Raw genomic sequence first — 26,222 nt, 5'->3', positions numbered from 1 at the left:
TTGCAGGGATGAGAATATGCGAGAGGAAGTGCCCACATTGACGTTAATGAATGACAAGGTTCATGCCTATAAGGACCAGATTAGCCAGATGGAGAACTATCTCCCTAGTGTCGTGCAGTCGTATCATCAGTTCACGGGGGAGTGCTTTCAGGCAGGGCAGCTGGATGAGAAAACCAAGCAGCTGATTGCGCTGGGGATTGGTCTGTTCGCCAACAATGAAGTATGCACATTTTACCATGTGCAGGAAGCGCGATCCAAAGGAGCAAGCGACCAGGAAATTATGGAGACGGTAGCGGTAGCTGCTGCTGTTGGCGGCGGGCATGCTCTCTCTCAAGGGGTTACCCGGGTACAGAAAGTATTATCTTGATTCAGGCTTGATCCAGGATAAAAGACTAAAGATAAGAAAAGCCGTTCAGACTTTTCCTCCTGCCGCATAGGCAGGGGATCTGAACGGCTTTTGCCGTGAGGAGACAAGGCGTTTGCGGCCATGGCGGCCGTACAGGTTACGTGGTGCGGAGCCAGAGGAGGGCTGCTCCTCCTGATGAGGCACCTGGTCAGCAGTCACCGTAAGTGCAGTACTCAAGCCAAGGTAGGCACGCATTCTCTCCAGCATTTCGCTGCGGAACGGGCTCCAGGGAATGGCCAGCTGGTCCCTGGTTCCCCTGCACTCGAAATCGGCATAAACACCTTCATTGTCCTGATAGATATGATGAATGACAAGACCGCGCTTCTTGAATTCATGCTTGACCTCCGACATCAGGATACTGGTACGGTCCATTCCCGTATTCACCAGCTCTACATATAAATCAGGTGTCCGCAGAACACCGCTGTCTTCCAATATATGACTGTCCCGTTCGAATACGCGTTGGATGAACATGAGGAGCATGCAGCTCTTAATCAGCGAAAATTCCTCGTGGGATAAGGTTAATGATTTCATTTCTATACACCGCCTTTGCAGGAATTGTACAGTGGAGAACTTATGTTCTTATTTTACCCGAACGGCAGCAGATAATCAACTTCTATTGTATAAATTTTGATTAAAAAAACGCATAACTACGCGGATATACGATAATGGAATTTTTTACATTCACAAAATCGATTGACGATATGCTAACTAACATGCTAAGATATATCTTGTCGCCGCGATAATAATACGACGACAACGATATGCGGTCGTGGCGGAATTGGCAGACGCGCACGGTTCAGGTCCGTGTGGGCTAACCCCCCGTGGAGGTTCGAGTCCTCTCGACCGCATCCTATATCAAGAAGCTTCCGGTATGTTGCCGGAAGCTTCTTTTTTTGTGTATCATACATATTCCACACAGCTTCCTCAAACAATGTAAGCACAGATGAGGAGGGAACACCATGTTATACATCCGCTGCAAGCATAAATATATGACCTGGCTCAGGAGTATCGTTCTAACTGCCGGAATGCTAGGTCTAGTCTTAAATGGCCCAGGCCTGGCTAGTGCTGGAGTTCATCCGGGGCATCCGGCTCCTGATCAGGGAAAGCCCAGCCTGGCGATTATCATTGATGATCTGGGCAATGGCATGAAAGGGACTGAGCAGGTGCTCAGTCTGCCGGCACCTATCTCGGTTGCGGTCATGCCGTTCCTGCCGACAACCAAGACGGATGCTGAACGGGCTCACAGCCTTGGACATGATGTGCTGGTCCATCTGCCTATGGAACCCAATAAGGGGAAAAAGGAGTGGCTGGGCCCGGGAGCCATAACTTCCGGTATGACAGATGAGGAGGTCAGGCAGGCTGTCCTGAATGCGATCGCCGATGTCCCGCATGCGGTTGGTGTCAATAATCATATGGGATCCAAGATTACTTCGGATCGGCGTATCATGTCGGTGGTGCTGGATGTATGCAGGGAACAGGGCTTGTTCTTTGTTGACAGCCGTACCAACTTTCGTTCCGTCGCTGCTCAGCTTGCCAAAGAGAAAGGGATGCCGCCGGTCGGCAATGATATTTTTCTGGATGACCAATATAATCTGACCCATATTTCCAAGCAAATGCGGAGCGTCGAAGACCGTCTGAAACAGGGACAAGACTGTGTCACGATTGGACATGTTGGTGTACCGGGTTTGTATACTGCATCTGTACTCAAATCTTCGCTGCCCAGACTGCAAGGTCAGGTCCGATTACTGGGCATCAGCGATTTTGTCAGGAATGTGTGGGGTTGGGATCCTCATGCTGTACAGCCGACAGATAAAAGGTAACAGCTCCGGCAATCGCTTCAGCGATCTGCGTCTGAAATGCAGGACTGGTCAGCCGTTCGCGGTCCTGACTGCTGCTGATAAATCCGGTCTCCACAATGACGGCAGGCTCTTCAATCTGATTGAGCAGATAAAAGGGCTTGCCCCAGACAGGAAGCCGGTTCGTTCCGTAGAGAGAGTTCAACGAATCTTGAATGGCGGAAGCCAGGAGCACGCTCCGGCCTTCGTTTTGATACAGCACGACCGGTCCGCTTCTGGACGCATTTTTGCTCCAGTTCACATGCAGGCTGATGACCATCGCAGTCGGAAGTTCTTCGGTCAGTCTCTCCCGCTGGGTCAGATCCTTCTGGTGTCTGGATCGGCTTTTGTGCCAGTGGTTATCTTCGCTTAAGGCATAGTCGCCGTCACGGTTCAGAAGAACAGCGAAATGCTGGCTGCGCAGAATAGTATACAGCCTGCAGGCAATAGCCAGATTGATATCCTTCTCCAGCAGTTCACCGTGGCTGGTTCCGCCGTCAATTCCGCCGTGACCTGCGTCAATATGGATGACAGGCTCTGTAAACGGGTGATGGGGTGAGCTGCCTCCGGCAGGATGATCAGGCTGTGAGGATGAAGCGGCTGCTGCGCCGCCCGAATGGGCTGCGGAGGAATCGCCATGGACGGCTGCCGGTGAAACGAAGAGGCCAAGCAGCAGGCTGAAGACAAGTGCTGGATGTTTCATCAATGAACACCTTCTATTCCAATTGATGGTCGAGACCCTGGTTATAGGCTGTGCAGGCGAGCTGTTTAGCATACATTTTAATCCGTTTTTTTTCGCGAAATGGTTGCTTTTAACGTGTTTATCAACAGCTTAATCTGAGCAGGCTAGGAATACAGCAGCAAATCGTAATCCGGTTGGAGGGATCATTCATGGCCAGCAGTGATGATTTGGTTAAATACATTACGCAGCGTGTAGTCACCTATATGGAAATGCCGCGCGAGGAACGGAAAAACACCAGAAATAAGGAGCCCTGGACGGTTAAATGGTTTGGAATGATTCCATTCAGCATGTCACTTTGGGCCAAGCAGTCCCGTCCGTTCGGTCGCAAAAAAGAATAGTATGCGGTAAATCAACAGCGTCCCCTCACCGGAGTAGTGGGGGACGCTGTCTTTAGTTCGGCTTATACTGCCAGCTGCCTTGAGAAGCTTGAAGAACGGCCAGCGGCACAAAGGTTTTGCGGCCAATATCGAGGTAAACTGCAGGGGTTAAATTGGTATCAAGTGTATACTTGTGATAGCCTTGGACTGCAAAAGGAGCCTGATAGCGGAGATTGGCACCGGAAACCTGAAAGACCAGAGATGGATGATGGTCCAATAGGCGTTGAAGCACTGCAGGAGAGGTTCCGGATGCAGGGATAGGCTTGGAATGCATCCAGGTCAGATCACTGTAGGGATCTGCAAAGGACTGATAATTTCTCGATACCGCTTCCATCTTGTTGCCAAAGTTCCGACTGCCCAGCATATGTGAGACAGTTGGCGTTGGAGGAGAGGCCGGCCAGTTCTTCTGGTCTGGAAGCATACTTCCGTCCATGGCATCCAAGAATAAGCGCTCTCCCTCGGCATTGCGGACTTCCCAGTAGGGCAGCAGGGGATCAGCATAAACCGCTGTAATATGGAGGGACAGAAGCTTGTCAGAAGCACGGTTGAACGCAGGAAAAGCAGCTAATGAGCGCCTGAGAACAGCCTGGCTGTAAGGCACTTCAGGACCTGTCCCGTATTGGCTGACTACGTAACCACCGTCCGGAACCGCAGTGATAATCAGGTATCCCGAAGGGGCTTCCTGGCAGTTCAAAAGAACGAGCCAGCTGTGAAGTCCTGGACCAAGTGGATAATAGGCCGCAGAGGCCTCTTTCCAGCATGCAAAATCAGGCTGATCAACAAGGGTTCTAATCATGCGTTCTGCCAGCTGTCTGACGGTCTGGGGAGCGGCGATCTCGGAAGAAGCACTGCCCAGATCAATTGGATTTGCGGTAAGAACAACAGCATCAGGCCGCACAGGCTCAGCAGAAGTGGCTGCCTGCATCTGCGGGAACATGCAGGGAGTCAGCATCATGGCGGTTGACAGCAGCAGGACAGATAAAGCTTTTCTCATTAGCATCTTCAGCGCCTCTCTCCCCGTATGAAGATCAGCTTGTTCCACAACGGGGCTGGTATAGAAATCAGCATAACCGAGCCCGGGTGAGAAGGGTGCTGCAATCTGTCGGGGGCAGAGGTTACTGAAGGTGAAAAATACCGCAGTTTATGGCGGATACGATCACTTTGGGCTCGTACTGCCACCTCATTTCACTGCGGCGGGTTTCATGCTGCTGCTGAACGGCTTCTTTTTTGTCCTCCGGCTGCTCCTTCAGCAGGTCGTCATAATAATGATCGACTACAGCCAGCTCTTCTTCCAATCTTTCCTGTGCCTGAACCGACCAACTGTAATCCAAAGGCTGCAGCTTACCGGTTACATATGTGTGCAGTCCTTGGGCCGCGGCAGAGATCCCCAGTCTCGCAGGTTTGGTATGAATGTTCTCAGGCAGCCTCGGGGTCAGGTCTCTGCCGGCCAGCACCTCATCAAAATGCTCAACAATTTGTCCGGTTACCAACGATATTCCCGGAAAATACATCTCTTCCTTCTTCATATCACAAGCAAACTCCACTTTGAAGCAAACACCAAGCCAAGGTTCATAGGCGGCCGGCCGGCGGCTTGACCGCTGCTCCTCAAGCGGCTGCTGGAACAGCTGTACATAGGAACCGCCTTCCTTGGCTGCCTCGAAGATGGCCTGCAGCCTCCGGCTGCCATAGGTCATATTCTCAGAGAGAACCCGGCCGGGCCCCAGTACAGGCAATGCCGGCGCGGTTCCGAAATAGCGGGCAAGCAGACCGTCCTGGGGACCAGCAGGAGCCGTTGAGCTGCCGGCAGGCAGGGTACCACCCGCAGGAGCGGGTGTATTCCTGCTGTCAGCAGGGAGCAGGGGCGGGGCGGGGGGCGGCTGTTCCCCCTGCCTGCTGTATGCTTCCGGATCGAACACAAAGGTGAAAGACATGGTTTCCGGCGGCGCACCTGTACGTTCAACGAAACCCCAATAATAAGGTCTGTTTGTTAATGCTTTGTCCGCAGCAGGAGAAAGCTTGACCGTGACATGCGCTGGGGAACGTTCAATAATGGCACATTCCGTCGCTTCGAGATAGGTCGTTACATAATGCTGGATGGTTTCCTTATTCATGGGCATAGTCAGCGTACTCCTTTCCTGGAGACCATAGGGGGAAGCGGGGCGTTCAGCTGGTCGATGGAATCGAGCAAAGGATTCACCGCTGGTGCAGGTGGGGAAGACTGAACCTCCTGCTTGATATGTTCCAGTGACTGGCTGAGCGTATCCATTTTTCGTTTGATTTCGTCCTCGTTTTGCGACTCCAGCAGAATTTTGTACAAGCTCTTCTCAATGGATTCCTGCTTCTCGAACCGCTCCAGAATTACATCCAGCCCGCCGATGACGGACTCGAACATGTTGATCTTCTCATGCAGCAGATTGAGAATATGCTCTTCAATTGTCCCCTGCGTGGCCAGATTGAAGATTTTTACATCATTCTGCTGTCCAAGCCGGTGTACACGGCCAATCCGCTGCTCCACCCTCATCGGGTTCCAGGGCAGGTCGAAGTTAATCATCTGGTGGCAGAACTGCAGATTAATGCCCTCACCGCCGGCTTCAGTAGCAATCATGACCTGTACCCGTCCGCGGAAAAGATCCATCATCCAATCCTTCTTGCCCCGGTTCATACCGCCCCGGTACGGGACGGCTGTCAATCCCCGGTCGCGGAAGTAATTCAGCAAATATTCCTGGGTAGCCCGATATTCGGTGAAGATGATGACCTTGTCGTTCATGCCGCGGATCAGCTCCATCGCTTTCTCGGCCTTGGTATTCTCCTTGATGGCCTTGATATGGCCGACAAGATCCCAGATGCGGTCGCGCAGCGGGGAATCAGGCGCCAGCTTTTTGGACAGGTTGACCAGAGTCACGAACACGGCATCCCGGCTGCTGCAAACTTCGCGCTGCAGGGTAACCAGGGACAGCATGCTCGTCAGGTTGCCGCCCGCTTCATGGTACTGATCCTTGACAAAAGCAGTCACACCGTCGTACAGCGCCTGTTCTTCAGGGGAGAGGGCCAGATTAATATTGGAGACGATCCGCTTCGTGAACTGTACTGGACCTTCGCCGCGGCGGTTGCGGATCATGACCTTGGAGAGCTCTTCCTTGAGCTGCTCTTCATTTTTGGCAATGCGTTTATCTACAACAAAATTAGCTGCAAAATCCCCCTGCCTGCCCAGCTGTCCCGGCTTCAGCAGGGTAATGAGGTTGAACAGCTCAGACAAGTCATTCTGGACCGGTGTGGCTGTTAAAAGGAGACAGTATTTTTTGCGCAGCTTCAGCATGAATTGGTAGTTGGAAGTCTTCTTGTTCTTCAGTTTATGTGCTTCATCAACGATCAGCATGTCATAGTCGGTATTCAGCAGGATCTCCTGATGGGGATCCCGTTTGGCCGTATCAATGGATGCAACAACAACGTCGTTATACCAGCTGTGCGCCTTCTTCTGGGCAACGGCGGGAATGCCGAATTTGGCGTTCAATTCCCGCACCCACTGCAGCACCAGGGAGGCAGGAACAAGAATCAGCACTTTGGACACCAGGCCGCGTACCAGATACTCTTTGAGGATGAGACCTGCTTCAATGGTCTTCCCGAGTCCCACTTCATCTGCGAGAATAGCTCTTCCCGACATTTCAAAAAGCACCTTGCGGGCGGTATCCATCTGGTGCGGCAGCGGCTCAAGGTCCTGCAGGTGCTCCATGCATTGGATTTCATCAAAGCTGCGGATCATTTTATTCTTCTCGGCTTCCAGTGCCAGCTGGAACAGACGCCAGTCTCCCCAAGGTCCGCCTTTATCCAGCCGGTTCTCCAGTTCTTCGGACCAGGTCATGTCGAATTGTAATGGTACAGGCAGTGGGCTGGACCCTGCAGGTTGATCTGAGTAAGGATGATATGTCAAAATGCTAACCTCCCGGCAGAGTGTGATAAGTGATCATTTCATTTTCCAGTGCAGGATACAAAGAATATAGAGGTAAAGTTCCATCTGCTGAGACGAAGTTCAATCGATCCACGATATTAGCCAAGGCCTATCTTTCAGCTAGTATGGACGAAATGAACTAGCTTCATAACTCCGGCTGTTGAAAGGGTCAGATGCAGAGTGGAGTGGTATAAGGGAAGGACTTTGTGTCTTCGGTATGGAAGTAGAAAGAATGCTCTTGAGATAACGTTACCAAAAGGACTGGAGTGATAACGATGACCGTAACCGTTGGTGAAATGATGGATGCGCTGATTGGACGTTCCGGTGTGTCTGTGGAAGATACGGTGGATTTGTTGATTACTGGAAGCAGGGATATGGTAGTCCAGGGGATCGCTGTGGCTTTTATGCCTACGCGGTACGTATTGGAAGAGGCGGTGAGACGGGGGGCCAATCTGCTGATTGTGCATGAACCTATGTTCTTCCGCCATCAGGGAGGGGTGGAATTTCTGGAGAATGACCCCGTCTATGCGGATAAGCTTGCATATCTACGTGATACAGGGCTGGCTGTTTTTCGTCTGCATGACCATATTCACCGCTACCATCCGGATGCAATTACGGCAGGGCTGGTAGAAGCACTGGGGTGGGAGCAATACGTGGAAAAACATCTTCCGACTGCGGCCATTCTCGAAATCTCTGAGCTTACCGCTGCTGAGCTGGCAGCCGAGGTGAAGAGCAAGCTGGAGCTGAACTATGTGAGACTAGGGGGAGATCCTGGCACCATGTGCCGGCGTATTGGGATCCTGGTCGGTTACCGCGGGGGCGGGGCTTCGGCCATTCCGCTGTTTCATGAGGAGCAGTTGGATGTGATTATTGCTGGAGAAGGACCGGAGTGGGAGACACCGGAATATGTAAGGGATGCCGCCCAGCAGGGACTGGCCAAAGCGCTGATTATGATCGGTCATGCAGAGAGTGAGGTGCCCGGGATGCAAAGGCTTGTACCATGGCTGCAGGAGAAGGCTCCGGATGTCGAGGTTTCTTTTGTAGCGGAAAAGCCGGTGTTTCGACTCATTTGATTCCGGGTAAAAAGTAAAGGCACCAGCTCAGCTGGTGCCTTTACTTATAAAATTAGATACGTCCGAGCATTCGATCGTACATGAACTGGCCGGTAACACGGCGCGCTGTTACATAACGGGAACTGAAGTAGTAGTTGGAGAGGCTTGTAATGCTTACCCCTTTGCTGCTGGACGCATGCGCGAATTTGCCGCCGCCCATGTAGACACCTGTATGAGACACACCGCTGCCCATCGTGTTGAAGAACACGAGATCGCCTGTCCGGAGGCCTGCCTTGGATACGGCAACACCGGCATGAGCTTGCTGCTGGGATGTACGAGGCAGATTAATGCTGTATTTGTTAAATACATATCTCATGAATCCAGAACAGTCGAAACCGGCAATGGTTGTGCCGCCCCATTTGTAGGGTGTGCCCTCAACGGCATTAACAACCGTGTTCAGGCTGCTTGCATGTGTAGTAGTTGCGGTTCCCGCAGTAAAGAGGACAGCTGCCCCCATAATCGACATAATCAACTTTTTCAAAACAATATTCTCCCTTCGATGCCTACGGAGTTAGCTAAGGGTTCGGTAGAAGGTTCCCTATAATTCCTATGTATAAGAATAATTCACCCAAGGTGGTTCCCCCGTTTTCAATCTTGAAACTCGGCAATTAATTAATTAATATTTTGTAACCTTTGGTTACTATATTGTATGACTGGGGGGTTTGTCAAATCGTTCATGTACAGCCAATGTTATGAGAAACCTGAATATTTTAAGCCTTTTGAGAAAATAACAGCCATTTAATATCGTTACAAAATAGTTACGAATGATTCAAGGTGTTGAAAAATGGATAAATATTGTAGTTGGGCGTGCGTTAACGACTGTGCAGATGAAGTTTCAAGTGAAATTGCTCGGAAATAGATATAAAATGACAAAAAATGCCTGTACCAGTAATTGGTACAGGCATTTTTAATTGAATTTTAATGTGAAGAATTGTATACGGCTTGTTCCTTCTCGGGTCTCATTCGCTCTTTGCCCATGAAGAACGAGGCGGCTAGAGCAAGAACGGCCGGAATGACAGCCCATGCGAAAGTCTGAACGATTGACGAAGACATGGCATGGCTGATGATTTCCAGGAGCTGCGGCGGAAACAGCTTGCGCAGCTCGGGTGACAGAAGCGCATGGGGATCGCTCAGATCCACTCCTGGAGGCAGGCTGCCTTCTGATCCCTGGCCATTACCTGCAGTTATCGCATCATCCAGCTTGCGGGTAAACAGATGACTCTGTACGATACCAAAAATCGTGATGCCCAGCGTCATCCCGAGCGAACGGAGGAAGTTCAGGGTTGAACTGGCAGATCCGCGCTGCTGCGGAGGCACCGAATGAATGGCTGCATTACTAAGCACCGAGAAAGAAGCGCCGATTCCAAGACCAACCAGGATCATATACCCGCGCAGTGTCCACAGGGAGGAGTGCTCACCCAGTGTGGTAAGCAGCCCCAGGCCAATGACAAGCAGCAGAAGGGTCGGAATCATGATGGAGCGGTATTTGACTTTGGTCATCAGAAAGCCGCCCATGCTGGCAGTGACGACAGAGCCGAGCATCATCGGAAGCAGGACAAGGCCCGAGTTGGTCGGTTTTCCGCCCAGCACACCCTGAATGAAGATGGGGATGTAGACCGAGGCAGTAACGAATGCAGCCCCGCTGAGCATTCCCATCACGTTGCTTGACCAGTAGATACGGTCCTTGAACATCTTGAAGGAAATGATCGGCTCCCTGGCGCTTCGTTCGAAAAGAATGAAGGCCAGACCAAGCACAACAAACCCGCCAAAGAGACCGAGAATCTGCCAGGAATCCCAAGGAAACTTCTTGCCGCCGAGTTCCAGACCGAACATCAGGCAGACGACCGCGCCGATCAGTGTGACCGCTCCGCCCCAGTCGATTTGCTGGCGCTGATGCTGGCGTGATTCCTTATAGAAGAAGGCGATAAAGATAAAAGCGATCAGCCCCAGCGGCAGGTTAATGTAAAAAATCCATTCCCATCGCGCATATTCTGTCAGATAAGCTCCAAGCAGCGGGCCGAATATGCTGGACAAACCGAAGACTGCCCCAAACAAGCCGCCCAGCTTGCCGCGGGCTTCAGGCGGTACAGCATCGAACATGATGGTAAAGGCGATCGGAACCAGCGCGCCGCCACCGATTCCCTGGATCGCCCGATACAGGCTCAGTTCCACAATGGAATTGGCTGTACCGCACAGGGCGGAGCCAATCATAAAGACGATAATTCCAAACACGAAAAATCGCTTGCGTCCGTACATATCGGACAGCTTGCCGAAGATCGGCATACCGGCCATCTCGGCTACCATGTAGGCAGAGGTCACCCACACGAACTTGTCCAGACCTCCCAGCTTGCCGACGATATCGCCCATCGCCGTGGCTACAATGGTATTATCCATCGAAGCCATCAGGATGCCCAGCAGCAGACCTGCCAGCACAAGGCTGAGATTATTTTGTTTTGCAGACACCGAGGTCACTCTCCAATCGAGATATGTATTTGTTGTAATAACCTCAATTATTATAACGAAATGGTGTCAATAAACATCAGTCCACAGACGGATGACCGGCGAGAAGAATAATAAAAATCAATTATTCCTTGGAACTGCATATATCAGAGCGTTTGCCCGCTATCAATCGTAATCAGCTGACCGGTCATGGCTTCCTGTTCCAGTGCACCGCAGACGGCAGCAGCGATGTCTTCGACAGAAGCGATCTGCTGCAGCAGCAGGTTGGGAGCCAGCTGCTGCATTCGTTCCTCCTGACCCTGCCACCAGCGTGTAGGTACTGCACCCGGAATAATGGCATTGACACGGACAGCGGGTGCGAGGGCGTGAGCAAGTGATTTGGTCAGTCCGTGAACGGCGGCTTTGGATACCGCATAGGGGAGAGAGGAACCCCGTCCGGTTGTACCCGCAATGCTGCCTAGATTGATAATCGCACCATGCCCGCTCTGCCGCATATATGGGTAAGCCGCACGAGCTGTGTGGAACATGCCTTTGACATTTACACCTAACAGTTCGTCCCACACTTCATCCGTACAAGCCTCCAGGTCGGAATAAGGAATGTGGGCAGTGATACTGGCGTTATTGACTAATAGATCCAATCCTCCGAATTGATGTACAATGTCCTCCGTCATTTGCCGGACCTGACTATCGTCAGACACGTTGGCGCAGAATGCAGCCGCCCTGCCGCCCTGCTCCTGGATCAGACGGACCGTTTCTCCGGCCTCCTCTCGGGATTTGGAATAATTTACGGCAACCGTGACACCCCGGTCCGCCAGCGCCAAACAGACCGCCCTGCCAATACCTGTTCCTCCGCCTGTAACTAATGCTACTTTGTTCTGTATTTTCATTCCTCATCGCCCTTTCATCTTTCTATAAATAAAGTGTAAAATAATCCGTGGTATTTGTATAATTGAATTATATGAATGATTTGTTCAAAATTTTTGAATCAAATGCGATGTTACACAGACATGAAAGAGGGACAGGAAGATGGATCTCAAAACGTTAAAAACCTTTCAAGCGATCGTCGAAAATGGGAGTTTTGCGCGTGCAGCTGAAGCGATGAACTATGCGCAGTCTACGGTTACCATGCAGATTCAGCGGCTGGAAGCCGAATTGGGGGTCAGTCTCCTGGAACGGGGCAGGCAGCTGGAGCTGACTGAGGCCGGGCGCTTGTTTCATGAACAGATCCGGGGAATTGTTCAACAGATAGAGAAGCTGCAGCTGTATATGGGTGAAATTGGGACGGGTTCTGCCGGATCGGTTAGATTGGGCGTGACCGAGCCTACAGGAAGTCTTCGTCTGCCAGCTCTGCTGCAGGAGTTTCGTGAAGAGGCCCCTGGCATCATTCTATCGCTGGAGTTCGGGAGTACACCGCAGCTGGCCGAAAGAATGCTCCAGGGTGAGATCGATCTAGCTTTATGCTCGGCCCCAGGGTTTACGGATCGGCTGGATTTTGACATCCTGTTTCAGGAGCGGTTTATCCTTCTGATCCCTGAAGGGCATACGCTGTCGAGCCGCAACGTTGCTGTTCCTGCTGATCTTGCTTCCCATCGTCTGCTGGTGACCAGCTCGACCTGTCCTTATCGGCGCAAGCTCGAGCTGGTCCTGCAGGAAGCAGGAGTTGCTGCAGTCGATATGATAGAGGTTGGGAGCATGGCGGCGCTGCCGCATTATGTGCAGGCAGGACATGGTATCGCGCTTGTCCCGGAGATTATGGTTAGTCCGGTTCCGGCCGGGACCGCTGCCCTTTCCTTAGAGGGAGCTTTGATCGGAATGGAATGCGGGCTTCTTCGTGCCCCGGACAGACCGCTTAGTCAGGCGGTGACACGGCTGTACCGTTATCTGCAGAACAAGCTTGCTGGTCAGGTAAATAATGGTATGCTATACGGGTAAGCAGGATTAAAAAGGAGGGACAGGGATGGCTTATGATCTTAGGTGCTTGAACAGTCGTGGGATCAGCTTCATGCAAAGTCTATATGACTTGCAGCAGCGGTTGCTTGCATGGAGTAGTTTATCCAAACCGCTGGTATAAAACAGGATTATAGACTTTGCTGCCTTGAGAAAGAAGGATCCCATTCAAGGAGCGAAGAGTATGAGATATGAAACGGCGAGCGGTCTTCTCCCCAAAGAGCTGCTGCAGGAAATTCAAAAATATGTACAGGGCAGGACCATCTATATCCCTGTTGCGGCAGGAACACGCAAACGCTGGGGCGATACAACAGGTTACCGTAAACAGCTGCATGAACGCAATGATGAGATCCGAAGGCAGTATCATGAGGGGCAGAGCATGGACGCCCTGGCAGATACATTCGGATTATCACTGGACAGGATCAGGAAAATTGTCTATTCACGCCATTTATAAACCGGTCGAATCCGCATGGGTGCATGCGGATTTTTGTATGTCATTTTCGGTTGTGAAAAGTTTAAGGTCTGGTGTGGAACCCGCCCCGCTTCTATCATAGAAGCAGAACATACATAAAGGGGAAAAGAGCATGGATGACGTCCAGGCTTTGCTTAGCGACATTCTTGGCATCATATTGGAATGCTGGCAGGAGACGGTGGCTGGCATCTACCTTCATGGATCTCTGGCAATGGGCTGCTTTCAACCGGCGTGGAGTGACATGGATCTGCTGATTGTAACCTATACTCCGATGACGAAAGGTCGCAAAAGGCAGCTGATCGACCTGATCCTAAGCAGACTTAAGGAGGAGCGGATTCATCTGGAGTTCAGCGCAGTCCAGGAATCGAGTCTGATTTCGGTCGTTTATCCGACATGGTGTGAGCTTCATTATTCAACGGCCCATAAACATGCCTACCTTTCAGATCCGGCGTACCTATGCGGCGGCTACCAAGATCATGACCTGGCATCCCAGATTGCAGTGGCCTATGAACGGGGTCAGGTCTTGTACGGGCTGCCCTTGCGGGAACAGTATCCGCCCGTGCCTGCTGCGGCTTATCGGTCATCTATTATGCATGACATTGCCTCGGCTGATCACGATATTGTTCAAAACCCCATGTACTACTGCCTGAATTTGTGCCGGGTGTTATGCTACCTTTTGGAAGGAAGGATTACGAGTAAAAGAGAGAGCGGGGAATGGGGATTGTCTTACCTGAAAGGCGAGCAGCGGGAGATCGTCCGTCTGTACCTGGCGGCTTATACCTATGGTGTGCTGGATCGGAGGGTTCCTGAACCGGAACGGTTAAAGCGGTACGCGAGGTTCATGTTAGCTCAGATCCAACATGCCGCTGCGGACCTGAATAACTGTACTATCACGGACCAGGAATAGGAAGGGAAGAGATGAACGATGACAGAAGTAAGACTGCTGGAAGCCGACAAAGAGCATGAAAATATATACAAAAATATGTTAAGCCTGTTTCTGCATGATTTGTCCCGGTACAGTGACGATTTACAGATGAACCAGGATACCGGAATGTTCGACTTTAATGGTTTCGAGCTGTTATTCCGGGAAAAGGAGCTTAAGCCGCTGCTGATTATGGCCAGTGAACGTATTGTGGGATTACTGCTGCTGACGAGCGGCGGATACAGCGGGCCGGACCATGACTACGAAGTGAATTCGCTCTTTATTCTCCAAAGCGAGCGGCGCCGGGGGTGGGCTATGCAGGCTTGCGAGGTACTGTTTTCGAAATTTCCGGGTTCATATAAAGTCGCACAGCTGAAGTCAAACGGCCCGGCTGTCACCTTTTGGAGCACATTATACCAGCGTTTGGATCTGCACGTTAACAGGTATACGGCAACGGAAGATGGTCAGCAGGTTGAAGTTCAGCAGTTCTGTACCGGGTCGTGTGGAGATTTTGCGGATCTTTTTGACCAATAGAATGAAACCAGTAAAACTTTCAGTCTGTCTGTGATAATAAATGCATGGACAGATTTTTTTCACCTATTGATATTATCATATTGATAATATCAAAGAATCGTGTTATTCTTTTGTTAATATCAAAATGATAATAACAAAAGAAGGCAGGGGATAACGATGTTCGGATTTCGTTTTGTAAAATTTCAACCCAGCGAATATGTGATGAAGATCAAGAACGGTAAGGTGGTCAAGGAAGGACTCGGCTTATCCTTTTATTACTATGTTCCGACTACTTCGGTGGTTGTAGTTCCGGTATCCTCCATTGATGTCCCGTTTATGTTTGAAGAGATGACTCACGATTATCAGACCGTTACCGTTCAGGGTCAGCTGACCTACCGGATTGTTGACTATCTCACGACGACCCAGATTCTGAACTATACTTACGATCTCAAAACAGGACGCTACATTTCGGATGATCCCAGCAAGCTGGCCCAGCGTGTCATTAATATCACTAAAGTGCTCACCAGGAAACAGCTCGAACAGCTGCCGCTTAAAACGGCGGTTCAATCCAGTGAACATCTGGCCGAAGGAATCCGCACCGAGATCGGAAAGAATCCTGAAATCGCCAAGCTGGGCATTGAGCTGCTGGGCCTGTCGATTCTGGCGGTGCAGCCAAATAAGGAGACCATGCGGGCGCTCGAAGCTCAGGCACGGGAACAGATTCTGCGCAGTGCGGATGACGCGTTGTATGAACGCCGTAATGCATCTATTGAGCAGGAGCGGCGGGTAAAAGAAAATGAGCTGAATACGGAAATTGCCGTGGAAACGAAGAAAAAGCAAATTCGGGAGAAGCAGCTGGAGGCGGAACGGGCCGTACAGCAGAAGCAGAGCGAAATGAAGGAAGAACAGCTGCAGTTCGATACGGCGCTGGAAGAGAAAAAGCGTGAGCTTATCGAGCTGGCTGTGGCGAACAAAAAAGCCGAAGCGGATGCCAAAGCCTATGAGCTCGCTGCAGTTATGCGGTCACTGCAGGGTGTGGAGCCAAGTGTGCTGCAGTCGATGACCAACCTGGATATGAAGCCGGATAAGCTGATCGCAATTGCCTTCCAGGAACTCGCTGAGAAGGCAGAGAAGATTGGACAGCTGAATATTACGCCCGATCTTCTGCAGGGTTTGATGGCAGGCGGTAATTCCCAGGCACAAGGAGGCAGAACCCGATGAGTGGAAGGCTGACAGAGAATAAAATCATTCTGATCAAACGCCGTACAAGATTGGAGGAGCTGATTGTCCGGTATAACACGATTCAACAGGCGCAGTTCTATATCGAACGTCTGGGTGCGGACTTCAGTGATTATCTGCAGGAAGACGCCCAGTACCGCCAGGCTATCAGCCGGACATTGAATGAGCTGGAGGTCATCGGCCGCGTACAGCTCTTAGACCGTGAGCATGTGCCGAATTTCATCTTCGGCGAGCAGGATGTAGTTGTCGTGCTGGGGCAGGACGGACTTGTGGCGAACACGCTGAAATATGTGGAGCATCAGCCGCTGATCGGGGTGAACCCCGATCCTCTCCGCTGGGACGGCGTGCTGCTCCCGTTCACGGTCGGGGATTTGAAGCTCGTGGTCCCCGATGTGCTGCGCAGACGCCGGCCGATCAAGGAAGTGACTCTGGCCAAGGCGCAGCTGAATGACGGTCAGGTTATGTACGGAGTGAATGATCTGTTCATAGGACGCAAAACGCATGTCTCTGCCCGGTACCAGCTGAAGCTCGAAAGTTATACCGAACAGCATTCCTCCAGCGGCATTATCGTTTCGACCGGTCTTGGCTCTACCGGCTGGCTGCGCAGCATCATGGCCGGCGCAGCTGGTATTATGCGTGCGGTCACTTGTAAGGAAACGGGGGCTCACCTGGACAGGCAGGACGAACGTCTGGCTCCAGTCTGGGATGCACCTTCCTTACGATTTAGTGTCCGTGAGCCTTTCCCGAGTCGGACGACATCGGCAGAGCTGGTGTTCGGGGAGATCACAGACGGCCGGCCGCTGCGGATTACGTCGCAGATGCCGGAAGACGGTGTGATTTTCAGCGATGGGGTAGAGAGTGATTACCTGGAGTTCAATGCCGGAGTCGAGGCCGTGATCGGTCCGGCTGAGCGGAAAGGCCGGCTCGTCCATTAATACGAAAAAACATTTACCAAAGCATATGAAAGCGATTGACAACAGGGCAAGGGCATGAGAAAATGTACGCGCGTACATTTTAACTAAAAGTTTGTGTCAACAAGAAGATGAGCAAGTGAATACATTCAATGATTGCAGTGAAAAGGAATGGTGTCATGGCAACCCGCAAGGAAGTAGCAGAGCTGGCTGGTGTGTCGGAGGCTACAGTATCAAGGGTGTTAAACGGTGTGGGTCCGATTCGCAAGCAGACCAGAGAGAAAGTACTCAGTGCTGCCAGGGAGCTTGGTTATACCCCGAACTCGCTTGCGCGTAATCTGGCGCTGAAGCGAAGTGGCAATCTTGGCGTAATCATGCCATACCTGCCTAAGGCACGCCTGTTCTCAGCCTACTATTTCTCGGAGATTCTTAATGGAATCGGAAGTAAGGCCCAGCAGGAAGGGTATGATCTGCTGATGATCTTCCGGAATGCGGAAGAGCCGACAGACTATGAAGAGCTGTTCCGGATGCACAAGGTAGATGGGCTTGTTATTCTGGGGGCCAAGGATGAGCTCGGGGAACGGGAGGCACTGCGTGCACTGAAGCAAAATCAGCGTCCATTCTGTGTCGTTAACCAGCATTTTGACGGAGAAGATTTTCCTGAAGTAGACGCTGATCATGTTGAAGGAAGCTACGCAGCGGCGGGGCATCTTCTCGCGGAAGGGTACCGGCGGATTGCTTTTCTTAACGGTCCTGTCAGCTACTCGAACAGTGTTGACCGGCGCGCCGGCTACGAGCGAGCGCTTGCCGACTACGGTATGATTCCTGAGCTGCAGCTGCAGTATGAAGGCAATTTCAGCCGCAAGAGCGGGCTGGCGGCAGCACGGGACATTGCAGCCCGTCTTCAGGAGATGGATGCCGTCTTTGCTGCCAACGACCGGATGGCCATCGGTCTGATTCAGGGTCTGGAAGCAATCGGCACAACGGCTGCTGAATTTCCGGCCATCGTGGGATATGACGACAGCGACGCGGCCGAGATGGTGACTCCTGCGCTTACCAGCGTGCGTGTGCCTTTCTTTGAGATCGGGGAGACAGCTGCCGGACAGGTGCTGTCAAACCGTGCAGGCGTGCAGGAATTAGCGGGCCGTATCCTGCTGCCCACGAAGCTGGTTGTGCGGGCCTCCTCCCTGGGGAGCGCTCGACAGGAGCATTGCTGTTCCTTAAGCCGACGGCTTGAATGACGTATGCTGAACCGCCGGGCAGCGTTCTGAATTGAAGATTGGATTGCAGCGGGATGATTGAGTTGCTAAGAGGGAAGCCGTTGGCTGACCTGAGATGATGTTATGAGGAGGAGAAGTTTATGCCGCAGCTGAGAGTTGGAATGATTGGCTATAAATTTATGGGGAAAGCTCATAGCAATGCATATCGGAGCCTGCCTATGTTCTTCCCGAATGCTCTCAAGCCGGAGATGTCTGTCATCTGCGGAAGAGACGGGAATGCCGTACAGCAGGCAGCAGCCCAACTGGGCTGGCAGGAAAGTGTAAGCGATTGGCGGACGCTGATCAACCGGGAAGATATTGATCTGATTGATATTAACGCGCCGAGTGATGCGCACAAGGAGATTGCTCTCGAAGCTGTCCGTGCCGGGAAGCATGTTTTCTGCGAGAAACCGCTGGCTCTTACCCTGCAGGATGCACGGGAAATGCTTCAGGCGGCCGAGGAGGCCGGCGTTGTACATATGGTCGGCTTTAACTATCGGTTCTCCCCGGCTGTCCGGCTGGCGAAGAGGCTGATTGAGAGCGGAAGGCTCGGCAAGCTGTATCATTTCCGGGCATTTTTCCTGCAGGACTGGATTCTGGATCCGGATTTCCCGCTTGTATGGCGTCTGCAGAAAGAGGTAGCCGGTTCGGGATCCCATGGAGACCTCGGAGCACATTTGATTGATCTGGCGCACTACCTGGTTGGCGATATCCGTGAGGTCATCGGGATGAGTGAGACCTTCATCAAAGAGCGGCCGCTTGCTTCAGAGATGACGGGTCTAAGCGCCAAAGGCAGCAGTAACGGACCTAAGGGTCCGGTAACGGTAGATGACGCGACCTTGTTCTTGGCGCGTTTTGAGAGCGGTTGCATTGGAAGCTTTGAGGCAACCCGCTTTGCGGCCGGGCACCGCTCGACGAATTCATTTGAGATTAACGGCAGTCTGGGCAGCGTCCGGTTTGATTTCGAACGTATGAATGAGCTGGAGGTTTATTTTACCTCGGATGATGAGGATGTTCAGGGCTTCCGCAGAGTATTGGCCACGGATCCGGCTCACGACTATGCTGATGCCTGGTGGCCGCCAGGACATACCATTGGGTTCGAGCACACATTTATTCACGAAATGCTGGAGCTGTCCACAGCGGTAGCTGAAGGAAGACAGCCGGAACCCAACTTCAGGGACGGTGTAAAGTGCCAGGCGGTGCTGGAAGCCGTTGAACAGTCCGTTGATGAACGGCGCTGGGTAGCTATTTCGGAAATGTAGTAACAGCAGCAGGCAAGCCGTAAGGAATGAGGAACATATCCATAATTCAAAGGAGTGCTGACAGGGATGAAAAAAGCATTGATCGTGTGGGGCGGTTGGGACGGCCATGAACCCGAGCAGGTAGCCGGTATTATGGCGGATCTGCTTCGCCAGGAGCAGTTCGAGGTTGAAGTATCGGATACGCTGGAAGCTTACAGTGACGGGGAGAAGCTGCTGGGGCTTGATCTGATTGTACCTGTCTGGACCATGGGGGAGATTTCCAAGGAATTGGTGAGTAATGTCTCGGCGGCAGTTCAGAACGGAACAGGGCTGGCCGGCTGTCACGGCGGCATGTGTGATTCATTCCGCAATAATGTTGACTGGCAGTTCATGACCGGAGGCCAATGGGTAGCGCACCCGGGAAATGACGGTGTGGAGTATCAAGTGGAGATTAAGCAGAGCTCAAGCCCTCTTGTAGAAGGCATGGAGAACTTCAAGGTTGTATCAGAGCAGTATTATCTGCATATAGACCCTGCTGTTGAAGTGCTGGCAACGACACGGTTTCCGATTGTTGAGGGACCGCACAGCACGAACGGCAGTGTAGATATGCCGGTCGCCTGGACCAAACGATGGGGGCGCGGAAGAGTATACTATAATTCGCTAGGCCACCATGCCGACATCGTGGATATGCCGCCGGTGAAAGAAATGATGCGCCGGGGCCTGCTCTGGGCAGCTGACGGCAAAACAAAAGCGGCTCAAGCAGCCGGACAACATGCAGTCCCTGCCTATACCGGCATGGGCGACAGTCAATAAGGAAGGGGAACTCATCTCATGGACCGGGTTAAAGTGGGTATTATCGGCTGCGGGAAAATCAGCAGCATTTACATGGAGAACTGTCAGAAATTCGATATTCTGGAGCTTGTGGCTTGTGCCGACATGGATCTTGCCAGAGCACAATCACAGGCAGAACGCTATCAGATTCCCAGAGCCTGTACCGCCGAAGAGCTGCTGGCCGATCCGGACATCCAGCTCGTCATTAATCTTACTATTCCGGCCGCACATGCAGAGGTCTGCCTGCAGATTCTGGAGGCAGGTAAGCATGTATATGTGGAGAAGCCGCTGGCTGTTACAAGAGATGAAGGACAGCAGGTGCTTCAGGCTGCACAGGAGCGCGGACTGCTGGTCGGTTGTGCTCCCGAAACCTTCTTCGGTGCCGGTATTCAGACATCGCTCAAGCTGATCCAGGATGGCATCATTGGGCGTCCAGCCGCTGCATCCGCTTTTATGATGGCACGCGGTCATGAACATTGGCATCCGGATCCGGAATTCTATTACCAGGCTGGCGGCGGACCTATGTTCGATATGGGTCCCTACTATCTGACTGCACTGGTTCAGCTGCTGGGCCCGATCTCCAGTATCTCCGGCATGACTTCCATGGCTCTTGAGGAGCGAACCATAACCAGTGAGAAGAAACGCGGACAGCAGGTGAAGGTTGAAATTCCTACCCATGTCACCGGACTGCTGCAGTTCCGGGAAGGAGCGGTTGCGACGATGACAACCAGCTTCGATATCTTCGGAGGCAGTTCTCTGCCGCCGATCGAAATCTATGGAACGCTCGGAACCTTACAGGTACCGGATCCCAATACATTCGGCGGACCGGTCCGTTACCGGCTCACGGGGGAGACGGAGTGGCGCGAACAGCCGCTGCTGGAAGGCTACAGTGAGAATACGCGCGGAATCGGACCTGCGGACATGGCGTATGCATTGGCTGGAGGACGGCCGCACCGTGCCGACGGGCAGCTGGCCTACCATGTTCTGGAAGCGATGTGGGCGTTTCATGACTCGGCAGACAGCGGTTCAGTATACCGGATGACGTCTGACTGCCGGCGTCCCGCCGCACTTCCGGTTGGCCTCCCTCCGTATACACTGGATTTATAATTCACTAGTACAACTTTTCCAGAATAACAAAAGGGTGCCGCAGCCATGTTTATGGCGGGCGCCCTTTTTATCGATATCTAGAATGATTTCACTATATCTCATTAACTTAAATTTTTCGCTTTGCCTGAAGCGGCAGAATGTTCGAATTTCACAGCCGCAATACGGAAGGCGGTGAAGAGCACGATCAGACATCCAGTGCTGAAATACATCAGTCTTGCCCAGGAATAATGGCTGTCGCTCCCCAGCATGAAGCCGTGTACAAGGGCCATAAAATAAGCAGGAAATGCAAAGAAATGAATCGTACGCCATACTTTGCGGCCGAGCTTCTTCATCAGGTCAGAGGACGCGACCAGGATCAGCATGGCATACAGGCTTAACGTTCCGATGCCGTTTAGCCAGCGATGAGAGTGTGAGGCGAACGGAATCAGCAGCTCGGCCGCAGGGTAGCCGACATATTGATCGAAGAGCAGCACCGTTCCGTGAACCATCCCGAACAACAAGCCGAACCACCCTGATGATTGATGTACGGTCAGCAGGATGCTTTTGGCACGTCCGTTCAGCATCTTCAGACTCATCATAATTCCTGCCGCCGTGGAGAAAAAGAGGAGCAGGTAAGAGGTCATCCCTGCCGCCCGGGTGGTAGCCCACACCGTTAATGTGTCAAGAAGCGCATTCATGGTCTACTCCTCCATTCTGGTCCGATAATACGGAGATTGTCTGCAACACACCGTTTGTGACAAGCCTGCCCTCGGTTGTAATTCCTGCGACGCCGAAGCCCGGCTGAACGTCAGACAGCCAATCCAGGCCAGCTTTGGCACCGAGCATGAGCACGGACTTGGCATACACCTCAGCTTGTACCAGATCCGGGGCCGTTACTGTGACTTGTGCCAGGTCGGATCGAGAGGATGTACCAGACCAAGGGTTGATGATATGGTTGTATTCCTGTCCATGCTGATTCGTCCAGCGCCGCTTCATCACACTGCTGGTGGCAACGCCGGCTGAGCCATTGATCCGCAGCGTCAACCGTGTTTGGCCGGGATGAAAAGGATCATCAACCTCCACTTGCAGGTGTTCATTCTCTTTTCCCCATACGGCAATATCCCCGCCTGCATTAACCGCTCCGCGGCTGACGCCTTCCCGCTGCAGCATCTCGGCCAGACGGTGAGCACTCCAGCCTTTGGCAATGCCGCCCAGATCGACTTCTGCGTCCTGATGCAGCGTAATGCTGCTGTTGTCAGGTTGAAAACATGCTGGATTTTTGGGCAGTTTAGGGGCGGTCACCTGTGCCCGGACCGCATTGGGGGAAGGGAGCCTATCAAAGCTTTCACGATAGCCGATTTGTGCAATGATTTTGCCCATATAAGGGTTAAAAAGTCCGCCTGTCTTGTGATAACAGCGGTCCGCTTCGCTCAAGAGTTCATACATCAATGGGGAGGCGAGGAAGCTGCGTCCAGCCATCCGGTTCAGCCAGGATAATTCACTATTGGGGCGGAAACGGCTGAACGTCTGCTCCGCAAAAGCAAACCATTTTTCCGCTTTGTTTTGGTGAAGCGGTGACAGGCCCAAGGTAACCACCGTTGTATTCATAGCCTCAAATGTATGCATGATTTTCTTCCTCCTTAAGGTTAAGAGCCGTGGGTCCGCATGGAGCCTGACGAGAATGGATCGCCTTGTCCTAAATCTGATCCGCTATCCGAGCTTCCGTTCGAACTGCCTCCGAAGCTGCTGTCCGGGGAGGAAGACCCGGAACTGAACGGGTCGCGGGAGCTGCCTGTGTCTTCACCGCTGCTGCCGACAGAATCGTCAAAATCGCTGTGCAGCCGGCCGTGACCATTGCGGCCGCTGCCGCCGTTACTTCCGTTATTGCTGTCCGCCGTTTCGCTGCCGTTTGTAGTTTCGTTCAGGGCTGTTGTGTTCTGAGCCTCCTGATCTTTGGACGCCCAACCTACAATTCCTGAGAAAACTGCTACGCTTGACAAGCCAACTATCCATTTCGTCCACTTGTTATTATTCGACATTAAAATCTCCTCCGTGACTTTTCAAACCTACTCATATTTGAATTCATTTTCGTTGCGGCTGGTTGTGGATTGGTCTGTTCTATCCGTTCATTATGCAGGCTCTACCTTAAGCCAACTTGAAAATAAACTGAATGTTTGTTGAAAGAAATTTAGGTATAATAGAGAAAATGTATAATTTGTCATGAGGTGCGAGGGATGGAAGCGAAAACGATCGATCTGAATGATCTGATGAAAATATCCAATGGCGGCCATATATTATATATCTACGACACCCAGGATCACTACATTGCCAATGCTGTATCGTATGCAGCGCAAGGGATCCGTCAAGGACAGCAGGTGTTGCTCGTAGATAGTGAAGAGCATTATGCCGGAATTCTGGCTCTGCTGCGGGGCATGCTCACGGAGGACCAGCTGTCCGGTATTCATTATGTCGATCATTATGCTTATTACAGCGCTCATGGTGATTTTAAATTCGATAGGATCCTTGGTCATTTTAAGGAACAGGTCTCGCTCCTGCAGGATAAAGGGCTGTCGGTGCGTACCTGGTGCAATGTTGTGTGGCGGGAACAGAACGAAATTACTTGCAAAATCCTGGAGATGGAGGGTCTGGCCGACCTTGAAGTGCATTTGCAGGGATTGGTTTCGGTCTGCGCTTATGACGGCAGCACGATTACAGCTTCACTACAGAACCGCCTGTTCCGCAATCATGATTATTTTATGACAGATCATGAATTGGTCAGATCCTGCTTGTATACGAGTAAGCATCGGCCTGTGGAGTTTCCTTCGCTGTCGGTACAGCAGGAACTGCAGAATCAGATTCAGGAAGAGGCAGCGGCCAAGGAAGAAACCCTGAATCAGCTGCAGGCAACGCAGGATCAGCTTGAGTCTTTTCTAACCCATCATCTGGACCCTGTACTGATCTTTGACGAACAGTTTCGACTCATCCAGGTTAATCATGCTTTTGAGAAGTTGTTCGGCTGGAGCATGGAGGAAGTGCTGGGCTGCGGTGTGGATGATATGCAGAGAAGAATACTTCCTGGAAAGCACGAATGCGGGGGCAAAGAAAATGTGGCATGGCTCAGCGAACGGCGGGAAGGTTACGAGACGCAGGCCCAACGTCGGGATGGATCGAGTATTTACATTAGAGTGACGAGTTTTCCGACGCTGAATCGCTGCCAGCAGATTACAGGCTGGGCAATGATTCTGCATGATATCACTGAGCGCCGGATGGCCAGTCTGAAGCTGGAAGAAACCATACAGCGGTACACCTCACTCAAAAAATATAATCATGACGCTGTGTTCTCCCTCGATCTGGACGGCAAGATCATCAATACGAATAAGGTTGCTCAGCAGCTGACGGGCAGATCGACGGAGGATATGGTCGGTATGGATTTTGCCCGGCTGGTGAATGTCCGTAATTTCAAGCAGATTCTGGGGCAGGCGGTTAAGGACGGAGTCGCTGAGCGGACACTGGACCGGATTCAGCATTTGGACGGTCATCTGGTCGAGGTCATAGCCTCGATTGCGCCGATCATTATTAACCAGGAGACCGTCGGCTACTATATCATTGCAAAAGACATGACCGAACAGAAACGGCTGCTCATTGAGAAGGAAGCGGCCGAGAATACGAACAGAGCTAAGAGTGAGTTTCTGGCGATGATGAGCCATGAGATCCGCACCCCGATGAATGGGGTTATCGGTATGACTCAGCTCCTGGAAACTACCGATCTGACGCCCGAACAGTCCGGATATGTGGAGGTTATCCGTAAGAGCGGAAGCTCCCTGCTGGAGATTATTAACGATATACTGGATTTCTCCCGGATTGAATCCGGCAGGACCAAACTGAACCCGCAGCCGTTTCCAGTGCGGGAGAATCTGGGAGAGACGCTGGATCTGCTGCTTGTCATGGCCAAAGAGAAGGGACTGGAAGTGACGGCCTCCGTAGCACCGGACATTCCGGATCTGCTGGTTGGGGATGCGCTGCGGATGAGACAGATTCTTATGAATTTAATCGGGAATGCGGTTAAGTTCACTTTTGAAGGCGGTATCCGGATTCAGGTAGAGAATGTAGGGAAAGAAGACGGCCGGTACAAGCTGAGATACACAATACGAGATACCGGCATTGGGATTCCGGAAGAGCAGCGCAGCCAGCTGTTCGAGCCTTTTGAGCGCATCGACCATTTTATGACCCGCAGCACGGAAGGGACGGGTCTAGGGCTGGCTATAACCAAAAAGCTCGTCGAACTGATGGACGGGGAGATCTGGCTGGAAACGGGAAGCGCATCAGGCAGTACATTTGTATTTACGGTATGTCTTGGCGAATTAGGGATGAACAACAATGCAATACCAGTGGAATCCGGGATGGAGCAGGAGCCTGAAAATCAGGATCTGCGTATATTGATCGTAGAAGATCATCAGGTGAACCAGCTTGTATTAAAGAAAATGCTGGAACGATTAGGTTGGGATGCGGGGGTTGTTGATGATGGCAAACAGGCGCTGCAGGCGGTAGAGCAGGAAGGGTATGATGTCATCTTCATGGATGTGCGAATGCCCGTTATGGATGGGTTGGAAGCGACACGTTTGATTCGGCAAAAGCAGCTTCGGCGTCAGCCCTATATTATTGGAGTGACTGCCAATGCGTTAATCGGGGACCGGGAGATGTGTAAAGCGGCAGGTATGGACGATTATATCAGCAAGCCGATTGACCGTCATGAATTGAATCAGCTGATGAGCAGGCTGGATCGCCGTCACGCCTAGCGGGATTCGTTATGTATCTTAACCTAAAATATAACAAACAAGGCATTCCCGCGCTGAACAGGCGCCCGGGAATGCCTTGTTTGATGTTCCACGCTTGTCAGAAGAGCTGAATGCGTGGTACGGAACT

Annotated in this window: 26 protein-coding genes, 1 tRNA gene and 1 riboswitch; of the genes, 16 read left to right on the top strand and 11 right to left on the bottom strand. The window is 51.9% G+C overall.

Features of this window, described 5'->3' with window-relative positions; translation table 11 throughout:
* The first annotated feature begins 37 nt into the window (after window positions 1-37).
* Entirely contained in the window at window positions 38-367 is a 330-nt protein-coding gene (locus tag Q5741_RS06070) for a carboxymuconolactone decarboxylase family protein (RefSeq protein WP_305023167.1), read from the top strand.
* 45 nt (window positions 368-412) lie between these two features.
* Here Q5741_RS06070 and Q5741_RS06065 read toward each other — a convergent pair whose 3' ends face one another.
* Complete coding sequence (locus tag Q5741_RS06065) at window positions 413-937, bottom strand: hypothetical protein (protein ID WP_305023166.1); 525 nt, start codon at window positions 935-937, stop codon at window positions 413-415.
* A gap of 232 nt (window positions 938-1,169) precedes the next feature.
* Between Q5741_RS06065 and Q5741_RS06060 the strand changes: the two genes are divergently transcribed.
* Both Q5741_RS06060 and Q5741_RS06055 read left to right on the top strand, forming a co-directional pair.
* Window positions 1,170-1,254 (top strand) — tRNA-Leu (locus tag Q5741_RS06060).
* A 111-nt stretch (window positions 1,255-1,365) separates the two neighbouring features.
* The gene (locus tag Q5741_RS06055) at window positions 1,366-2,226 is read left to right on the top strand and encodes a divergent polysaccharide deacetylase family protein (RefSeq protein ID WP_305023165.1); all 861 of its coding nucleotides are present in this window, start codon (window positions 1,366-1,368) and stop codon (window positions 2,224-2,226) included.
* Here Q5741_RS06055 and Q5741_RS06050 read toward each other — a convergent pair.
* Entirely contained in the window at window positions 2,171-2,944 is a 774-nt protein-coding gene (locus tag Q5741_RS06050; protein ID WP_305023164.1) for an N-acetylmuramoyl-L-alanine amidase family protein, read from the bottom strand. The two genes, Q5741_RS06055 and Q5741_RS06050, sit on opposite strands and share 56 nt — an antisense overlap.
* A gap of 188 nt (window positions 2,945-3,132) precedes the next feature.
* Between Q5741_RS06050 and Q5741_RS06045 the strand changes: the two genes are divergently transcribed.
* Complete coding sequence (locus tag Q5741_RS06045; protein ID WP_305023163.1) at window positions 3,133-3,321, top strand: YqzE family protein; 189 nt, start codon at window positions 3,133-3,135, stop codon at window positions 3,319-3,321.
* 52 nt (window positions 3,322-3,373) lie between these two features.
* On the opposite strand, the gene Q5741_RS06040 is transcribed toward Q5741_RS06045, so the two are convergent.
* The 3 genes from Q5741_RS06040 to Q5741_RS06030 form a co-directional block, all read right to left on the bottom strand.
* Complete coding sequence (locus Q5741_RS06040) at window positions 3,374-4,360, bottom strand: hypothetical protein (protein WP_305023162.1); 987 nt, start codon at window positions 4,358-4,360, stop codon at window positions 3,374-3,376.
* Window positions 4,361-4,475: 115 nt separating this feature from the next.
* Window positions 4,476-5,477, bottom strand: a complete 1,002-nt coding sequence (locus Q5741_RS06035) for a YqhG family protein (protein ID WP_305023161.1) — start codon at window positions 5,475-5,477, stop codon at window positions 4,476-4,478.
* A 2-nt stretch (window positions 5,478-5,479) separates the two neighbouring features.
* A complete protein-coding gene (locus Q5741_RS06030) occupies window positions 5,480-7,219 on the bottom strand; it encodes a DEAD/DEAH box helicase (protein WP_305023160.1) in 1,740 nt (579 codons plus the stop codon).
* Window positions 7,220-7,581: 362 nt separating this feature from the next.
* On the opposite strand from Q5741_RS06030, the gene Q5741_RS06025 reads away from it, so the two are divergent.
* A complete protein-coding gene (locus Q5741_RS06025; protein ID WP_305023159.1) occupies window positions 7,582-8,379 on the top strand; it encodes a Nif3-like dinuclear metal center hexameric protein in 798 nt (265 codons plus the stop codon).
* A gap of 52 nt (window positions 8,380-8,431) precedes the next feature.
* Here Q5741_RS06025 and Q5741_RS06020 read toward each other — a convergent pair whose 3' ends face one another.
* The 3 genes from Q5741_RS06020 to Q5741_RS06010 all read right to left on the bottom strand — a co-directional run bounded on the left by Q5741_RS06020 (window position 8,432) and on the right by Q5741_RS06010 (window position 11,765).
* Window positions 8,432-8,899, bottom strand: a complete 468-nt coding sequence (locus Q5741_RS06020; RefSeq protein ID WP_305023158.1) for a C40 family peptidase — start codon at window positions 8,897-8,899, stop codon at window positions 8,432-8,434.
* A 4-nt stretch (window positions 8,900-8,903) separates the two neighbouring features.
* Window positions 8,904-9,035: riboswitch (cyclic di-AMP (ydaO/yuaA leader) on the bottom strand.
* A gap of 301 nt (window positions 9,036-9,336) precedes the next feature.
* A complete protein-coding gene (locus Q5741_RS06015) occupies window positions 9,337-10,881 on the bottom strand; it encodes an MDR family MFS transporter (RefSeq protein WP_305023157.1) in 1,545 nt (514 codons plus the stop codon).
* Between the two features lie 143 nt (window positions 10,882-11,024).
* Window positions 11,025-11,765, bottom strand: a complete 741-nt coding sequence (locus Q5741_RS06010) for an SDR family NAD(P)-dependent oxidoreductase (protein WP_305023156.1) — start codon at window positions 11,763-11,765, stop codon at window positions 11,025-11,027.
* 139 nt (window positions 11,766-11,904) lie between these two features.
* Here Q5741_RS06010 and Q5741_RS06005 point away from each other — a divergent pair, with 139 nt between their 5' ends.
* From Q5741_RS06005 to Q5741_RS05960, 10 genes are all read left to right on the top strand, one after another.
* Window positions 11,905-12,810, top strand: a complete 906-nt coding sequence (locus Q5741_RS06005; protein ID WP_305023155.1) for a LysR family transcriptional regulator — start codon at window positions 11,905-11,907, stop codon at window positions 12,808-12,810.
* A gap of 199 nt (window positions 12,811-13,009) precedes the next feature.
* Window positions 13,010-13,279 (top strand): CD3324 family protein, encoded by a 270-nt coding sequence (locus Q5741_RS06000; protein ID WP_305023154.1) that lies wholly within the window; start codon window positions 13,010-13,012, stop codon window positions 13,277-13,279.
* Between the two features lie 130 nt (window positions 13,280-13,409).
* Window positions 13,410-14,204 (top strand): aminoglycoside adenylyltransferase domain-containing protein, encoded by a 795-nt coding sequence (locus Q5741_RS05995; RefSeq protein ID WP_305023153.1) that lies wholly within the window; start codon window positions 13,410-13,412, stop codon window positions 14,202-14,204.
* An 18-nt stretch (window positions 14,205-14,222) separates the two neighbouring features.
* Window positions 14,223-14,753 carry a hypothetical protein gene (locus tag Q5741_RS05990; RefSeq protein ID WP_305023152.1) on the top strand — a complete coding sequence of 177 codons (531 nt, stop codon included), beginning with the start codon at window positions 14,223-14,225 and terminating at the stop codon, window positions 14,751-14,753.
* Between the two features lie 156 nt (window positions 14,754-14,909).
* On the top strand, window positions 14,910-15,953 hold the full coding sequence (locus Q5741_RS05985; protein WP_305023151.1) for an SPFH domain-containing protein: 1,044 nt from the start codon (window positions 14,910-14,912) through the stop codon (window positions 15,951-15,953).
* A complete protein-coding gene (locus tag Q5741_RS05980) occupies window positions 15,950-16,906 on the top strand; it encodes a diacylglycerol kinase catalytic domain-containing protein (protein WP_305023150.1) in 957 nt (318 codons plus the stop codon). Before Q5741_RS05985 ends, Q5741_RS05980 begins: the two co-directional genes overlap by 4 nt.
* A 128-nt stretch (window positions 16,907-17,034) precedes the next feature.
* Window positions 17,035-18,123 carry a LacI family DNA-binding transcriptional regulator gene (locus tag Q5741_RS05975; protein WP_305023149.1) on the top strand — a complete coding sequence of 363 codons (1,089 nt, stop codon included), beginning with the start codon at window positions 17,035-17,037 and terminating at the stop codon, window positions 18,121-18,123.
* A gap of 119 nt (window positions 18,124-18,242) precedes the next feature.
* Window positions 18,243-19,403, top strand: a complete 1,161-nt coding sequence (locus Q5741_RS05970) for a Gfo/Idh/MocA family protein (protein ID WP_305023148.1) — start codon at window positions 18,243-18,245, stop codon at window positions 19,401-19,403.
* Between the two features lie 66 nt (window positions 19,404-19,469).
* Complete coding sequence (locus Q5741_RS05965) at window positions 19,470-20,195, top strand: ThuA domain-containing protein (protein ID WP_305023147.1); 726 nt, start codon at window positions 19,470-19,472, stop codon at window positions 20,193-20,195.
* Between the two features lie 18 nt (window positions 20,196-20,213).
* Window positions 20,214-21,320 carry a Gfo/Idh/MocA family protein gene (locus tag Q5741_RS05960; protein ID WP_305023146.1) on the top strand — a complete coding sequence of 369 codons (1,107 nt, stop codon included), beginning with the start codon at window positions 20,214-20,216 and terminating at the stop codon, window positions 21,318-21,320.
* 101 nt (window positions 21,321-21,421) lie between these two features.
* Here the strand turns inward: Q5741_RS05960 and Q5741_RS05955 are convergent, their stop codons facing one another.
* The 3 genes from Q5741_RS05955 to Q5741_RS05945 are packed head-to-tail and all read right to left on the bottom strand — an operon-like array spanning window position 21,422 to window position 23,338.
* Window positions 21,422-21,997, bottom strand: a complete 576-nt coding sequence (locus tag Q5741_RS05955) for a ferric reductase-like transmembrane domain-containing protein (RefSeq protein WP_305023145.1) — start codon at window positions 21,995-21,997, stop codon at window positions 21,422-21,424.
* Entirely contained in the window at window positions 21,981-22,925 is a 945-nt protein-coding gene (locus Q5741_RS05950; protein ID WP_305023144.1) for an FAD:protein FMN transferase, read from the bottom strand. Before Q5741_RS05950 ends, Q5741_RS05955 begins: the two co-directional genes overlap by 17 nt.
* Window positions 22,926-22,945: 20 nt before the next feature.
* Entirely contained in the window at window positions 22,946-23,338 is a 393-nt protein-coding gene (locus tag Q5741_RS05945) for a hypothetical protein (RefSeq protein ID WP_305023143.1), read from the bottom strand.
* 195 nt (window positions 23,339-23,533) lie between these two features.
* On the opposite strand from Q5741_RS05945, the gene Q5741_RS05940 reads away from it, so the two are divergent.
* Window positions 23,534-26,095, top strand: a complete 2,562-nt coding sequence (locus tag Q5741_RS05940) for a PAS domain S-box protein (RefSeq protein WP_305023142.1) — start codon at window positions 23,534-23,536, stop codon at window positions 26,093-26,095.
* The last annotated feature ends 127 nt before the right edge of the window (window positions 26,096-26,222 follow it).

This window comes from Paenibacillus lacisoli, from assembly GCF_030580655.1.
Taxonomy (GTDB): Bacteria; Bacillota; Bacilli; order Paenibacillales; family Paenibacillaceae; genus Paenibacillus; species Paenibacillus lacisoli.
This window is presented reverse-complemented; position numbering and strand designations above follow the sequence as displayed.

What these genes read in the sequence shown, in the direction of transcription:
- Q5741_RS06030 (WP_305023160.1), bottom strand. Translation starts at nt 7,219, where the DNA reads ATGACCTGGTCCGAAGAACTGGAGAACCGGCTGGATAAAGGCGGACCT.
- Q5741_RS06000 (WP_305023154.1), top strand. Translation starts at nt 13,010, where the DNA reads ATGAGATATGAAACGGCGAGCGGTCTTCTCCCCAAAGAGCTGCTGCAG.
- Q5741_RS05975 (WP_305023149.1), top strand. Translation starts at nt 17,035, where the DNA reads ATGATTGCAGTGAAAAGGAATGGTGTCATGGCAACCCGCAAGGAAGTA.
- Q5741_RS06010 (WP_305023156.1), bottom strand. Translation starts at nt 11,765, where the DNA reads ATGAAAATACAGAACAAAGTAGCATTAGTTACAGGCGGAGGAACAGGT.
- Q5741_RS05995 (WP_305023153.1), top strand. Translation starts at nt 13,410, where the DNA reads ATGGATGACGTCCAGGCTTTGCTTAGCGACATTCTTGGCATCATATTG.
- Q5741_RS05990 (WP_305023152.1), top strand. Translation starts at nt 14,223, where the DNA reads ATGACAGAAGTAAGACTGCTGGAAGCCGACAAAGAGCATGAAAATATA.
- Q5741_RS05945 (WP_305023143.1), bottom strand. Translation starts at nt 23,338, where the DNA reads ATGTCGAATAATAACAAGTGGACGAAATGGATAGTTGGCTTGTCAAGC.
- Q5741_RS06045 (WP_305023163.1), top strand. Translation starts at nt 3,133, where the DNA reads ATGGCCAGCAGTGATGATTTGGTTAAATACATTACGCAGCGTGTAGTC.
- Q5741_RS06065 (WP_305023166.1), bottom strand. Translation starts at nt 937, where the DNA reads ATGAAATCATTAACCTTATCCCACGAGGAATTTTCGCTGATTAAGAGC.
- Q5741_RS06025 (WP_305023159.1), top strand. Translation starts at nt 7,582, where the DNA reads ATGACCGTAACCGTTGGTGAAATGATGGATGCGCTGATTGGACGTTCC.
- Q5741_RS05965 (WP_305023147.1), top strand. Translation starts at nt 19,470, where the DNA reads ATGAAAAAAGCATTGATCGTGTGGGGCGGTTGGGACGGCCATGAACCC.
- Q5741_RS05955 (WP_305023145.1), bottom strand. Translation starts at nt 21,997, where the DNA reads ATGAATGCGCTTCTTGACACATTAACGGTGTGGGCTACCACCCGGGCG.
- Q5741_RS06050 (WP_305023164.1), bottom strand. Translation starts at nt 2,944, where the DNA reads ATGAAACATCCAGCACTTGTCTTCAGCCTGCTGCTTGGCCTCTTCGTT.
- Q5741_RS06035 (WP_305023161.1), bottom strand. Translation starts at nt 5,477, where the DNA reads ATGCCCATGAATAAGGAAACCATCCAGCATTATGTAACGACCTATCTC.
- Q5741_RS06005 (WP_305023155.1), top strand. Translation starts at nt 11,905, where the DNA reads ATGGATCTCAAAACGTTAAAAACCTTTCAAGCGATCGTCGAAAATGGG.
- Q5741_RS05950 (WP_305023144.1), bottom strand. Translation starts at nt 22,925, where the DNA reads ATGCATACATTTGAGGCTATGAATACAACGGTGGTTACCTTGGGCCTG.
- Q5741_RS05960 (WP_305023146.1), top strand. Translation starts at nt 20,214, where the DNA reads ATGGACCGGGTTAAAGTGGGTATTATCGGCTGCGGGAAAATCAGCAGC.
- Q5741_RS05980 (WP_305023150.1), top strand. Translation starts at nt 15,950, where the DNA reads ATGAGTGGAAGGCTGACAGAGAATAAAATCATTCTGATCAAACGCCGT.
- Q5741_RS06055 (WP_305023165.1), top strand. Translation starts at nt 1,366, where the DNA reads ATGTTATACATCCGCTGCAAGCATAAATATATGACCTGGCTCAGGAGT.
- Q5741_RS06040 (WP_305023162.1), bottom strand. Translation starts at nt 4,360, where the DNA reads ATGCTAATGAGAAAAGCTTTATCTGTCCTGCTGCTGTCAACCGCCATG.
- Q5741_RS05940 (WP_305023142.1), top strand. Translation starts at nt 23,534, where the DNA reads ATGGAAGCGAAAACGATCGATCTGAATGATCTGATGAAAATATCCAAT.
- Q5741_RS05970 (WP_305023148.1), top strand. Translation starts at nt 18,243, where the DNA reads ATGCCGCAGCTGAGAGTTGGAATGATTGGCTATAAATTTATGGGGAAA.
- Q5741_RS05985 (WP_305023151.1), top strand. Translation starts at nt 14,910, where the DNA reads ATGTTCGGATTTCGTTTTGTAAAATTTCAACCCAGCGAATATGTGATG.